The organism is Pseudomonas sp. RIT-PI-o, from assembly GCF_001297215.1.
In the GTDB taxonomy this organism is placed as follows: domain Bacteria; phylum Pseudomonadota; class Gammaproteobacteria; order Pseudomonadales; family Pseudomonadaceae; genus Aquipseudomonas; species Aquipseudomonas moraviensis_A.
The window spans coordinates 256,828-269,540 of sequence record NZ_LHPA01000028.1 but is presented as its reverse complement, the minus strand read 5'-3'; the positions used below and the strand labels follow the sequence as shown (position 1 = coordinate 269,540).

General features: G+C 58.6%; 10 protein-coding genes. 4 read left to right on the top strand and 6 right to left on the bottom strand.

Translation table 11 applies throughout. From position 1 onward, the window contains the following. Nucleotides 1-6: 6 nt before the first annotated feature. On the bottom strand, nt 7-2,322 hold the full coding sequence (locus AEQ63_RS19970; RefSeq protein WP_064364486.1) for a TonB-dependent receptor: 2,316 nt from the start codon (nt 2,320-2,322) through the stop codon (nt 7-9). 207 nt (nt 2,323-2,529) lie between these two features. Here AEQ63_RS19970 and AEQ63_RS19965 point away from each other — a divergent pair, with 207 nt between their 5' ends. Further along, on the top strand, nt 2,530-3,210 hold the full coding sequence (locus tag AEQ63_RS19965; protein WP_064364485.1) for a Fe2+-dependent dioxygenase: 681 nt from the start codon (nt 2,530-2,532) through the stop codon (nt 3,208-3,210). Beyond that, nucleotides 3,207-3,962, top strand: a complete 756-nt coding sequence (locus AEQ63_RS19960; protein WP_064364484.1) for a tetratricopeptide repeat protein — start codon at nt 3,207-3,209, stop codon at nt 3,960-3,962. Before AEQ63_RS19965 ends, AEQ63_RS19960 begins: the two co-directional genes overlap by 4 nt. Before the next feature lie 265 nt (nt 3,963-4,227). Here AEQ63_RS19960 and AEQ63_RS19955 read toward each other — a convergent pair whose 3' ends face one another. From AEQ63_RS19955 to AEQ63_RS19935, 5 genes are all read right to left on the bottom strand, one after another. Beyond that, nucleotides 4,228-5,391 (bottom strand): type III PLP-dependent enzyme, encoded by a 1,164-nt coding sequence (locus AEQ63_RS19955; RefSeq protein ID WP_016771733.1) that lies wholly within the window; start codon nt 5,389-5,391, stop codon nt 4,228-4,230. A gap of 650 nt (nt 5,392-6,041) precedes the next feature. Beyond that, nucleotides 6,042-7,199, bottom strand: a complete 1,158-nt coding sequence (locus AEQ63_RS19950) for an osmoprotectant ABC transporter ATP-binding protein OsmV (protein ID WP_039759487.1) — start codon at nt 7,197-7,199, stop codon at nt 6,042-6,044. Next, complete coding sequence (locus AEQ63_RS19945; protein WP_042608800.1) at nt 7,196-7,849, bottom strand: ABC transporter permease; 654 nt, start codon at nt 7,847-7,849, stop codon at nt 7,196-7,198. The genes AEQ63_RS19950 and AEQ63_RS19945 overlap by 4 nt, the downstream gene beginning before the upstream one ends. A 13-nt stretch (nt 7,850-7,862) precedes the next feature. Beyond that, nucleotides 7,863-8,756: a glycine betaine ABC transporter substrate-binding protein gene (locus AEQ63_RS19940; RefSeq protein WP_042608799.1), complete on the bottom strand. Its 894-nt coding sequence runs from the start codon at nt 8,754-8,756 to the stop codon at nt 7,863-7,865. Between the two features lie 21 nt (nt 8,757-8,777). Continuing rightward, nucleotides 8,778-9,467, bottom strand: a complete 690-nt coding sequence (locus AEQ63_RS19935; RefSeq protein WP_172667905.1) for an ABC transporter permease — start codon at nt 9,465-9,467, stop codon at nt 8,778-8,780. A gap of 450 nt (nt 9,468-9,917) precedes the next feature. On the opposite strand from AEQ63_RS19935, the gene AEQ63_RS19930 reads away from it, so the two are divergent. Together AEQ63_RS19930 and AEQ63_RS19925 are read left to right on the top strand one after the other, a co-directional pair. Further along, on the top strand, nt 9,918-11,501 hold the full coding sequence (locus AEQ63_RS19930) for a peptide chain release factor 3 (RefSeq protein WP_016771727.1): 1,584 nt from the start codon (nt 9,918-9,920) through the stop codon (nt 11,499-11,501). Between the two features lie 306 nt (nt 11,502-11,807). Then, nucleotides 11,808-12,278, top strand: coding sequence for a hypothetical protein (locus tag AEQ63_RS19925; protein WP_141681030.1), 471 nt, complete (start codon nt 11,808-11,810; stop codon nt 12,276-12,278). The last annotated feature ends 435 nt before the right edge of the window (nt 12,279-12,713 follow it).

Here is a 12,713-nt window from a genome sequence, read left to right as displayed (position 1 = left end):
CAGCAATCAGAAGTGGAAGTTGGTACTCAACAGCGCCGTACGTCCCGCCGCCTGATTGGCGAAGTGGGTCGAGAAGGCTTTGTCGTAATAGGTTTCGTCGGTCAGGTTCTGCACGTTGAGTTGCAGGTCGACGTTCTTGGTCAGCTTGTAGGCCGCCATCGCGTCGTAACGTACGTACGAGTCGACCATCGTTGTATTCGCCACACTGCCGTAGACGTCGTCGACGTAGAACGCGCCACCACCGATGGTCAGCTTTGGCGTGACCTGATAGGTGGTCCACAGGCTGGCGCTGTTTTTCGGTGTGTTCGGCAGATCGTTGCCGTCGTTGGCGCGACCCAGCGGGCCGCCGTCGACCTGTTCGCTGTCCATGAAGGCGTAACCGGCGAACACCTGCCACTTGTCGGTGATCCTGCCGCTGGCCGACAGTTCGAAACCTTGTACCCGGGTCTTGCCGGCGTTCTCGTAGGAGCTGGTGTCGACCTGCACGCGAGCGTTTTCCTTCTCGGTGCGGAAGATGTCGGCGGTCAGCGACAGGCGATCATTGAGCAGATCCCACTTGGTGCCGATCTCATAGTTCTTCGTGGTCTCCGGCTCCATGTCGCTGCTCAGCAGGTTGCCGCTGCGATCCGGCGTACCGCCCAGCGGATTGCCTTCCTGACCTTCGCCCAAGGTGTTGCCCGGCGGTGTCGCCGAGGTCGCGTAGGAAGCATAAATGCTGCCGTTTTCCGCTGGCTTGTAGACCACGCCGAACTGGCCGGTGACGAACTCGCTGGTGTCATCGCCCTTGGAGGTGGTGCGGCCAGCGGCGTTGTAGGACTTGTAATCGGTGTCGAAGTGGTCGTAACGCAGGCCCATGTTCACCAGCCATTGCTCGGACAATTCCAGCGTGTCGAATACGTACAGCGCGTAGGTATCGGCCTGGGTGTCGGTGCCGGCGTAGTTGCGCGAAATCGCGCCGTTCCACGGATCGTTCGGGTTCGGGTTCGACAGCGAGGTGCAGTTGTAACCGCTGGCCGCGCCGATCAGACCCGGGTTGCAGTTGGTCGTTACGGCGCTGGTGCGCGGTGTGGTGTCGGTGTTGACGTTGTACGAGGATTTTTCGCTCTGCTCACGGGTGTACTCGACACCGGTGGAGAAGCTGTTCTTGAAACCGGCCACGTAAAAGGTGCCGAACAGGTCGGTCTGGTTGGTGGTGGTTTCGGTGTTGCTCACCCGTGTGTTGGCGCGACGCCAGACGCTGCCATTGTTGACGTTGCCCTTGCTGTCGTCCGGCTGGGTGAGGATGTAATCCTGCATGCTGGTGCCGTGGCGCAGGGTGTTCTTGATCGTCAGCGCATCGTTCAGGTCGTGCTCGATGGCGAAGGTCGCGGTGTCGGTGCGGCCCTTGCGGAAGTCGCGATCCAGACCGTAGAAATTGTCGTGATCGCCACCGGCGTACGGCTTGTCCGGGTTGGACTTTGTGCGTGCGGCCGAACCACCGGTTGGAATGGTGTACGGGATGCCCGAGTCCGGAGTGTCGTTGCTTTCCAGGTGGTAGTAGTCAAAGTTGACGCGGGTATCGGTACCCAGGCCGAAAGCCAGGGAGGGTGCGATGCCCCAACGGTCGTAATCGACCTTGTCGCGACCGGCGACGTTGCTCTCATGGCTCATCAGGTTGAGACGGCCGGCAGCGCTGTCGCTGAACTGGTAGTTGCCGTCGAGGGTGTAGCGCTGGGTCTGGTCGGAGCCGTAGGTGAAGCCGCCGTCGAACGAGTTGCCCAGGTGCGCTTTCTTGCTCACCAGGTTAATGCTGCCACCGGCTGCGCCACGACCGCCAATGGCCGAGTTCGGGCCTTTGCTGACTTCGATGTTTTCCACGGCGAAGATCTCGCGGCTCTGCGATCCGGTGTCACGCACGCCGTCCAGATAGGTGTCACCCTGAGCGTCGAAGCCACGAATGAACGGACGATCGCCCTGGGGGTTGCCGCCTTCACCGGCACCGAAGGTGATGCCCGGCACGGTACGCAGTGCGTCCTGCATGTTCAGCGCGCCGGTGTCCTTGAGCACTTGTTGCGGGATGACGGTGACCGAGCGCGGCGTGTCGACCAGCGGCGCGGTGTACTTGGGTGAGGAGGCTTTTTCGACCTGGTAGGAGGTCGTGTCCTGGGCTTCGCCGGTGATGGCGGTAGCGTCCAGGGCGATGGCATTGCCGGACGCTTTGCTCTCGGTTTTTTCCGCTGCAAAGACCATCTGCCCAGCAGAGCCGGCGGTGATTGCGACACCGATTGCCGAGGCGAGCAGACGTGGTGAACTGACCGGTAGTTGTGCGTGTTGACGTGCCATTTTTATTCCCCTCCCCAAGGATTTGAGGCGGCGGAATATAGGGTAAACAGGTATTCGTATCAATTGCGAAACATTGTTATTCGCATTGAATTTACATTCTTTACAATTTGCCCTTACGGTTTCTGTCCATTCATTCGTCTTGCGGGTTTTACACGGTCAATAAGAATCAATACCATTGCCGCCTTCTTGCCATCAGGTGACATTGCCATGCTGCTGCACATTCCCGAGCTGTTCGCAAAAGACGAAGTGCAGCGCATCCGCCGGGCCCTGGAGCAGGCGGACTGGGCCGATGGCAAGATCACTGCGGGCTTCCAGTCGGCCAAGGCCAAGCACAACCTGCAATTGCCCGAAGGCCATCCGCTGGCCAAGGAAATCGGCGCGGCGATGCTTGAGCGGCTGTGGAAAAATCCGCTGTTCATGTCCGCCGCATTGCCGCACAAAGTCTTTCCACCCTTGGTGAACTGCTACACCGCCGGCGGCAGTTTCGATTTCCATATCGACAATGCCGTACGCCAGCCCAAGGGCAGCATCGAGCGTGTGCGCACCGATCTGTCGGCGACGCTGTTTTTCAGCGAGCCGGAAGATTACGACGGCGGCGAGCTGGAGATTCAGGACACCTACGGCAGCCAGCGAGTGAAGTTGCCGGCCGGTGACATGGTGTTGTATCCGGGCACCAGTTTGCACAAGGTCAATGCGGTCACTCGTGGCGCGCGTTATGCGTCGTTCTTCTGGACCCAAAGCCTGGTGCGCGAGGACAGTCAGCGCGCGTTGTTGTTCGAGATGGACGCGGCGATCCAGCAGCTGACCCAGGACGTCCCCGATCATCCCTCGCTGATCCGCCTCACCGGCACTTATCACAACCTGCTGCGGCGGTGGGTCGAGGTATGAGTTTCTTGCTACGCCGCGAGGAAGTCCTCGATGCCGCCGGGTTGGCGGCGATGCTTGAAGAAAGCCCGGCTCGAGCGGCGCAGGCGATTTTGCTGGCGGCGGGTGAGGGCGAGGTTGAAGCGCAGGCGCTGCTCGGGCAGATCCTGCTCGACGGCCAGGGCATCGCGCAGGATCAAGCGCTGGCGCTGCGCTGGTTCGCCATCGCCGCCGGACGCGGGCACCTGATGGCGCGCAACATGCTCGGACGTTGCCATGAGCATGGTTGGGGTTGTGCGGCGGATGCCTCAGTCGCGGCGCAGCATTATCGAATCGGCGCCGAGGCGGGCCTGGACTGGGCGATGTACAACCTCGCCAACCTGCTGGCGACCGGGCGCGGGGTGACGGCTGATCATCGGCAGGCGTTGGTGTTGTATCGACGCGCGGCTGAGTTGGGCCATGCCAAATCGATGAATCTGCTTGGGCGCTATCTGGAGGAAGGGCAGGAGTGTCCGGCGGATCCGCCAGCGGCGCGTGACTGGTATCGGCGCTCGGCTGAAGCGGGGGATTTTCGTGGGCAGTTCAGTTATGCGGCGGTGTTGGCGAGTGAAGGACGAATTGATGAGGCGGTCGACTGGCTTGAGAAAGCTTTGGCCGGCGGTAATCTGAATTTCTTGCGGGTGGCGAGTCAGACGCTGGCTGGTGCGACAGATCTGCGGATTCAGGTGATGGCTAGTCAGTATGCCGCTCGGTATGCAGAGTTGCAGCGCGGCTGAAACCGCAAAGCCCTCACCCTAGCCCTCTCCCAGGGGGAGAGGGGACTGACCGCGTCGTTCCTGCGCTACACATCGACCTGAAATATCCAGTCGAACTCAATTTTGAAAAGCATGCACATCGGCTCCCTCTCCCTCGGGAGAGGGCTGGGGTGAGGGGCTTCGGTCTCAAGTGCAAATGAACCCCCAGCCGAACACCCACAAAAAAAGCCCACAACATCGCGGGCTTTTCTCTTGCAGCTAGCAGCTTGAAACTTGCCGCTGCCCCTTAAACGTAAAACGACTTCAACGGCGGAAAGCCATTGAATTCAACCGCGCTATAGCTGGTGGTGTACGCACCGGTCGACAACCAGTACAGGCGATCACCAATCGCCAGATTCAGCGGCAGACCGTACTTGTAGTTCTCATACATGATGTCGGCGCTGTCACAGGTCGGGCCGGCGATCACGACTTCTTCCATCTCGCCTTTCTTCTCGGTCCAGATCGGGAACTTGATCGCTTCGTCCATGGTTTCGATCAGGCCGGAGAACTTGCCCACATCGGTATACACCCAGCGCTCGACGGCAGTGCGCGACTTGCGTGCAACCAGCACCACTTCGCTGACCAGAATACCGGCGTTGGCGATCAGCGAACGGCCCGGCTCGAGAATGATTTCCGGCAGATCATCACCGAAGTCTTCCTTGAGGAAGCGGATGATTTCTTCGGCGTAGGTTTCCAGGCTGTTGGTGCGGGTGATGTAGTTGGCCGGGAAGCCACCGCCCATGTTGATCAGCTTCAGATGAATGCCGTCTTCTTCCTTCAGCCGTTCGAAAATCACTTTGACCTTGGCGATCGCCGCGTCCCAGACGCTGATGTCGCGCTGTTGCGAGCCAACGTGGAAGGAGATGCCGTACGGCACCAGACCGAGGTCGCGGGCGAGGATCAGCAGGTCCATGGCCATGTCGGTCTGGCAGCCGAATTTGCGCGACAGCGGCCAGTCAGCTGTGGTCGAGCCTTCAGTCAGAATACGCACATAGACTTTCGAGCCCGGGGCAGCCTTGGCGATGTTGCGCAGGTCGGCCTCGGAGTCGGTGGAGAACAGACGCACACCCTTCTCGTAGAAGTAGCGGATGTCCTTGGATTTCTTGATGGTGTTGCCGTAGCTGATGCGGTCCGGGCTGACGCCACGATCCATCACTTTGTCCAGCTCGTAGATCGAGGCGATGTCGAAGCTCGAACCTTTGTCTTTGAGCAGGTCGATGATCTCGACGGCAGGGTTGGCCTTGACCGCATAGTAGACCTTGGCGAATTCGAAACCGGCACGCAGGTCATCGTAGGCCTGGGCGATCATCGCGGTGTCGATCACCACGAACGGGGTTTCCTGTTTGTCGGCGAACGCCTTCATTTTGTCGAATGTAGCGCGCGCGAAATAGTCTTCGACCTGGATCGACATGCTGGGAACTCCTACTGGCAAACTGTAATTAACAATGGGTGCATGAACGTCCTCCGTATCCCCACTTTGGTTCGCCTACTTCCCAAGGCATGTCGCCGAAAGCAAAAAGGCCCAGAGATGTGCCGCTATCCCTTGGCCTTGCTGTCTCGTCGTCAGTACTTGAGCCGGATGGATCGTTTCCAGCATGGACGTTCGGCGCGAACTTTAGGGCGTGAGGGGCGTGAGATCAACTAAAAATGTCGCGTTTTTGCACGCTTCTGACGTGCGTCGCGTTCATCACTCCTTGTACCCGACCGAGATGACGGACAGATGTTCCCGAGGGATTTTCGAGTGTTAAACATATCTGCACGTTCGGGGTTTTTGTCAGCCAAGTTGTCGATAAGTCCGATGACTACAACATCGGCGACGTTCCCGGCATTAGTGCTGATTCAGAGGCTTTTCAGCTGAAACGCTGAAGACGATGGCGAGAGCAGAAGACGCCGCGTTGTTGAGATTCTTTTCCAGCCATTGCATTCGCCGAAAACCTGTGGCGAGGGAGCTTGCTCCCGCTGGACTGCGAAGCGGTCCTCGCTTTTTTTCAAAGAAGGGCCGCTGCGCGACCCAGCGGGAGCAAGCTCCCTCGCCACAGTTGCAGTATTCGGTCCGGAGGATTACGCGACCACCGTCTCAGCCGGCGATACGATATTGGTCTTCATTCCCCGCGAACGTCCCGAGCTTAGGTAGGCCGCAATCGACTCCTGCGTCACCTCGCCGAGGAACACCCGTTCCGCGTCCATCACCGGCAGCCAGGCGCGGTTGAACTCGTACATGCGCGACAGCAGGATGCGCAGGTGCTCGTCGTACGCCGCCGTGGCGTTGAATTCACGCAGGAATTGCGCACAGGTGCCGGTCTGGCGATGCAGGTCGCGACGGCGCACGTAACCCAGCGCCTTGTTCTCGGCGCAGGTGACCACCACGTAGCGACGGTCGTGCTCGTCCATCAATTCCAGCGCATCGGCCACCGGGGTTTCCGGGCTCACCGACGGCGCGTTGTCCGCCGCGTCTTCAGCCTTCACCAATAGCAAGCGCTTGAGGGTGCTGTCCTGGCCGACGAAGTTGCTGACGAAATCGTCCGCAGGATGCGCCAGCAGGGTGTCGGGATGATCGATCTGCAGCAGTTTGCCGGCGCGGAAAATGGCGATCTTGTCGCCCAGCTTGATGGCTTCGTCGATATCGTGGCTGACCATGATCACGGTCTTGTTCAGCGCGCGCTGCATCTCGAAGAACTCGTTCTGGATCATCTCGCGGTTGATCGGGTCGACGGCGCCGAACGGCTCGTCCATCAACAGCAGCGGAGCATCTGCCGCCAATGCGCGGATCACGCCGATTCGCTGTTGCTGACCACCGGACAGTTCCCGCGGATAACGATGCAGATACTGCTTGGGCTCAAGCTTGATCATGCTCATCAGTTCGCGGGCGCGGTCGTGGCATTTCTGTTTGTCCCAGCCGAGCAGTTTCGGCACGACGACGATGTTCTCTTCGATGGTCATGTTCGGGAACAGACCGATCTGCTGGATCACGTAACCGATGTTGCGACGCAGGGTCACCTCATCGAGATCGGTGGTGTCTTCGCCGTTGATGAGGATCTTGCCCGAGGTCGGTTTGATCAGGCGGTTGATCATCTTCAGCGTGGTGCTTTTGCCGCAACCCGATGGCCCGAGGAACACGCAGATCTCGCCTTCATTGACGGTCAGGCTTACCGAGTCCACGGCTTTGACATCTTTGCCGTTGCTTTGGAAGGTCTTGCTGAGGTTTTGAAGTTCGATCATTTCAGGAGTCCTTTTGGAGTCAGCGAGCGTTGCAGCCACTGCAAAACGAGATCGGCGAAAATCGCCAGAAGACTGACCAGCAGCGCGCCGACGATAAGCATCGACATGTCACTGCGACTGATGGAGGCGAGGATCAACACACCGAGGCCGCCGGCGCCGATGGTCGCGGCGATGGTCATTACGCCGATGTTCATCACCACGGCGGTACGCACACCGGCGAGGATCACCGGCACCGCAATCGGCAGTTCAACCATGCGCAGGCGCTGGCCGAAGGTCATGCCGATACCCCGTGCGGCTTCACGGATGCCCGGTTCAACGCCGGTCAGGGCGAGATAGGTGTTACGCATGATCGGCAGCAACGAATACAGGAACACCGCAGTGATCGCCGGCAGCGGCCCCAGGCCCTGGCCGAACTTGGAGTAGAACGGCAGCAGCAGGCCGAACAGGGCAATCGACGGCACGGTCAGCAGCACCGTGGCGCTGGCCTGCAAGGGGCCGGCGAGGCTCGGAAAGCGCGTCATCAGAATGCCCAGCGGCACGCCGATGACAATCGCCAGGGTGACGGCGATGCCGACCAGAGTGATGTGCTGCCAGGTCAGGTGCATCACCTGCTGCCAGTCGAGATGGGAAAAGGCGTTCAGAAATTCCATGACTTCTCCTCTCTTAATTCAGTGGATGCTGGCGCAGGAAATCGGCGGCAACGGACGATGGGCTTTCATGATCGACATCCACCCGCGCGTTGAGCTGGCGCATGGTTTCGTCATCGAACAGTTCAGCCAGCGGCTTGAGTTGTTCGGCCAGTTTCGGATTGGCATCCAGCGTGGCCTGACGCACCACGGGAGCTGCGGTGTAGTCGGGGAAGTAATGCTTGTCGTCTTCCAGCAATTTCAGGCCGAAGGCGTTGAGGCGGCCGTCGGTGGTGTAGACCAGGCCGGCAAACACCTGACCGTTACGCAGCGCGGTGTAGACCAGGCCGGCGTCCATCTGACGGATGTTCTTGCGGGTCAGGTTCATGTCGTAGAGCTTGACCATGCCGTCGAGACCGTCGGAGCGATTGGCGAACTCGGTATCCAGCGCCACCAGATGATTGGTCTTGGCTTCCGCACGCAGCACTTCGTTGAGCTGGCTGATGTTGTTGATCTGCGGATATTCCTCAGCCACTTTCTTGGGGAGGGCGAGGGCGTAGGTGTTGCTGAATTTCGACGGCGTCAGCCAGATCAGGCCTTTTTTTGCGTCGAGTTCTTTGACTCGAGCGTAGGACTGCGCGCTGTCGAGTTTTTCCGTGACATGGTTGTAGGCCACCAGCGACACGCCGGTGTATTCCCAGAGCAGGTCCAACTGGCCGCTTTCGTGGGCGCTGCGAGCGAGGTTGCTGCCCAGACCGCCAGTGATCTGCGCGTCGTAGCCTTTGCTGCGCAGGTATTGCGCGGTGATTTCGGCGAGCAGGGTCTGCTCGGTAAATACCCGCGCGCCAAGGCGGATAACCGGTTTTTCGGCGGCTTGCGCCAATCCTGCGAATAGCAGGACGCAGCCTAAGATCAAACTAAGACGTTTCATGAATATTCCTTCGCAAGGGCCTTAAGACGGGCGCAAACCGCGTTCCAGCCAGAGACGGCTGGCGAGGGTGACCACGCCATCGAGCAGCAGCGCCAGCAGCGCGGTGCACGCGGCGCCGAGCAGCAGTTGCGGCTGATTGTTCAGGGCGATGCCGGGGAAAATCAGGCTGCCGAGGCTGTTGGCGCCGATCAGGAACGCCAGCGGCGCGGTGCCGACGTTGATCGCCAGTGCGACACGCACGCCACCGACGATGATCGGCACGGCGTTGGGCAATTCGACTTTCCACAACACCTGGCGCGGGGTCATGCCGATGCCGACGGCGGCTTCTTTTAGTGAACCCTGAACGTTTTTCAGGCCTTCGTAGGTATTGCGCACGATCGGCAACAGCGAGGCGAGGAACAGCGCAAAGATTGCCGGGCCACTGCCGATGCCGAGGATGCCCAGCGCGATCGCGAGCACGGCCAGCGGTGGCACGGTATTGCCGATATTGAAGATCTGCATGAAGCGTTCGGCGCGGCCGACCATGGTCGGGCGGCTGAGGAAGATGCCGGCGGGGATGCCCACGACAAGGGCGGCCAGCATGGACGCGAGGACAAGAATCAGATGAGCTTGCAGGTAAAACAACAAATCGTCGCGGTAGTGTTCGATCGTGTTGATGCCGATCCAGTGGACCAGCAGGGCCAGGAGCGCGATCACCACCGCACCTCCCATCAGCCCTTTGCCATAGCGGATAGCCACAGGCGGACTCCTTTTTTTGTAGTCGGCGAGCGCTGCTCCACGTGGCAAGACCATTCCTGGTTGCCGAAGTCAGCGTTCGCGAAAAGTAGCCGTTTTCCAGCACCGGCCAAGCGGCGTGAAAGCGAGCCATGAGCGCAGCCTCGTCAGGCTAACTTGCTGATTTTTCAGCCCCTGACGAAGATTCGTAACAGGGGATGGACGTCTCCAGGCTTTAAAAGGTTCCCACGTTAGACACTATTTGGCCACCCTGTTGGAGCTGCCGAAGGCTGCGATCTTTTGACTTTGCTGCTGAAAACAAGATCAAAAGATCGCCGCCTGCGGCAGCTCCTGCGGGGTTTCGCGCGGCCGAGGGACGGTGGTTCGGCGATCACTTTTTAAGCTATACTCGCCGCCCTTTTTTGAATCACCGCCAGGCGATTTCCCATGACCCAACAGGCCGCCGAAGTCGCGAAACGCCGCACTTTCGCCATTATTTCCCACCCCGATGCCGGTAAAACCACGATCACCGAAAAGCTCCTGTTGATGGGCAAGGCGATTGCAGTGGCCGGTACGGTGAAATCCCGTAAATCCGATCGCCATGCGACATCCGACTGGATGGAGATGGAGAAGCAGCGGGGTATTTCCATTACCACGTCGGTCATGCAGTTCCCCTACCGCGAACACATGATCAACCTGCTCGACACCCCGGGCCACGAAGACTTCTCCGAAGATACCTACCGCACCCTGACGGCGGTGGACTCGGCCTTGATGGTGCTCGACGGCGGTAAGGGTGTAGAGCCACGGACCATCGCGCTGATGGACGTCTGCCGTCTGCGTGACACGCCGATCGTCAGCTTCATCAACAAACTCGACCGCGACATCCGCGACCCGATCGAACTGCTCGACGAAATCGAAGCCGTTCTGAAGATCAAGGCGGCGCCGATCACCTGGCCGATCGGTTGCTATCGCGACTTCAAAGGCGTGTATCACCTGGCCGATGACTACATCATTGTCTACACCGCCGGTCACGGTCACGAACGCACCGAAACCAAGATCATCGAAAAACTCGACTCCGACGAAGCGCGCGCGCACCTGGGCGACGAGTACGAGCGCTTCATCGAGCAACTGGAACTGGTGCAGGGCGCCTGCCACGAATTCAACCAGCAGGAATTCCTCGACGGTCAACTGACCCCGGTGTTTTTCGGTACCGCACTGGGCAACTTCGGTGTCGACCACGTGCTCGATGCTGTCGTCGATTGGGCGCCGCGCCCGCTGGCCCGTGTGGCCAACGAGCGTACTGTCGAGCCGGTGGAAGAGAAGTTCTCGGGTTTCATCTTCAAGATCCAGGCGAACATGGACCCGAAACACCGCGACCGCATCGCCTTCATGCGTATCTGCTCCGGCAAGTACGAAAAAGGCATGAAGATGCGTCATGTGCGTACCGGCAAGGACGTGCGCATCGGCGACGCCCTGACGTTCTTCTCCTCCGAGCGTGAACAGCTCGAAGAAGCCTACGCCGGCGACATCATCGGCCTGCACAACCACGGCACCATTCAGATCGGCGACACCTTCAGCGAAGGCGAAGTCCTCGGTTTCACCGGCATCCCGCACTTCGCCCCGGAACTGTTCCGTCGTGTGCGTCTGCGTGATCCGCTGAAATCCAAGCAATTGCGTCAGGGCCTGCAGCAGTTGGCGGAAGAGGGCGCGACCCAGGTGTTCTTCCCCGAGCGCAGCAACGACATCATTCTCGGCGCCGTGGGTGTGCTGCAGTTCGATGTGGTCGCCAGCCGTTTGAAAGAGGAATACAAGGTCGAGTGCTCATATGAGCCGATCACCGTGTATTCCGCGCGCTGGATTGAGTGCGACGACAAGAAGAAGCTTGAGGAATTTTCCAACAAGGCGGTGGAGAACCTCGCGCTGGATGGCGGTGGTCATCTGACCTATCTGGCGCCGACGCGGGTGAATCTGGCGTTGATGGAAGAGCGCTGGCCGGATGTGAAATTCCGCGCGACGCGTGAGCATCATTAAGCGCTAAGCTGGCTTGATCGAAAGCCCCCTAGGTGAATGCCTTGGGGGCTTTTTGTTGCCTGCTGTTTTTGGCGGCTTGTCCCGCTACCTCAGAGAGCGGCTATTCATCGGTGTATCAAAGAGGAACTGTCGCCTTGAAGTTGGCATGGAAACAAAAAATAAAGCAGCCAAATGGACATTCAACCTAGTGCCTTTTTGCATGTTTCAAATGAGATGTCAACTGTCAGGTCTTACAGTGGCTCCAATACGGTATAGCGATTATAAGCATCAAGGGGTATAGCCCCTGAAACTACTCGGAGAAACACCATGAATGTCACTACGTCTACCATTAATGAACTTCCTCCGCATCTTAAACCAATTGGTCAGATGGAATTCTCGATCGATGGAGTTGTATACAATCCAGTAGTGGGCGCGGGCTGGTTTGTAATCGACCCTAATGGTCGAGGCCAGGTGGGAGGAGTCATTCGAAATGATGATTCTGTTTTTTTTGAGTTCGCCGATATTGAACAAAGCCAAAGTGTCGAGGGGGCTTTTGGTACAGATCGAAAATTCCACGCGTTTTTCAATCCTCATGATCCTTTGGAGACATGGGAAGCGGCGTCGGGCAATTATAAAGGCTTGATCAATTTGGAAGAGCGTGTAGTTCAAATGGACTTTGAATTTATTGCAAAGGCCGCGAATTCTGACCGGCAAAGCAAAATAACAGCATCGATGAAATTCAGGTTCGACGGGCCCGAGAACAAATCATTCGAGCGAGATTTTCGTCGTAAGAACTAATCAATGAAAGAATTTCCTCGGTTTTATGCCTGCGGCTTAATGTGGTCAGCCGCAGGTTTATATGAGTGCATCAACGTTGGGTATTTACCGTTAACAATGAATACGCCTGGACCCGCTCGCAGTTTTTTTCAATCCGCCGGTTTTCTGCTGTTTGCTTGATTAAACTTGTTCTCGCTGCGTTTAGCTGCGCCAGACTGTCTCAGCACTCCCACGCCCGGATCAATCCCTCCGCTCAGCGTTCCGACGTCGCCGGCGGATCAAGATCAAGAGCAGGCGAGCTGACACTCGGCCTATTGAGTGGAGAAAAGCGTGGGTGTTCGGCTTTTGATTTGCATTGTTGCTGCCCCTCACCCCAGCCCTCTCCCGAGGGAGAGGGAGCCGATTTTTGGATTTTTCAAAAGCTGTGTTCGACGCGGTATCGCACGTCGGCGTACC

Coding starts and splice junctions, on each gene's coding strand:
- AEQ63_RS19940 (WP_042608799.1), bottom strand. CDS start 8,756: ATGAAACGTCTTAGTTTGATCTTAGGCTGCGTCCTGCTATTCGCAGGA.
- AEQ63_RS19955 (WP_016771733.1), bottom strand. CDS start 5,391: ATGTCGATCCAGGTCGAAGACTATTTCGCGCGCGCTACATTCGACAAA.
- AEQ63_RS19960 (WP_064364484.1), top strand. CDS start 3,207: ATGAGTTTCTTGCTACGCCGCGAGGAAGTCCTCGATGCCGCCGGGTTG.
- AEQ63_RS19970 (WP_064364486.1), bottom strand. CDS start 2,322: ATGGCACGTCAACACGCACAACTACCGGTCAGTTCACCACGTCTGCTC.
- AEQ63_RS19935 (WP_172667905.1), bottom strand. CDS start 9,467: ATGGGAGGTGCGGTGGTGATCGCGCTCCTGGCCCTGCTGGTCCACTGG.
- AEQ63_RS19930 (WP_016771727.1), top strand. CDS start 9,918: ATGACCCAACAGGCCGCCGAAGTCGCGAAACGCCGCACTTTCGCCATT.
- AEQ63_RS19925 (WP_141681030.1), top strand. CDS start 11,808: ATGAATGTCACTACGTCTACCATTAATGAACTTCCTCCGCATCTTAAA.
- AEQ63_RS19945 (WP_042608800.1), bottom strand. CDS start 7,849: ATGGAATTTCTGAACGCCTTTTCCCATCTCGACTGGCAGCAGGTGATG.
- AEQ63_RS19965 (WP_064364485.1), top strand. CDS start 2,530: ATGCTGCTGCACATTCCCGAGCTGTTCGCAAAAGACGAAGTGCAGCGC.
- AEQ63_RS19950 (WP_039759487.1), bottom strand. CDS start 7,199: ATGATCGAACTTCAAAACCTCAGCAAGACCTTCCAAAGCAACGGCAAA.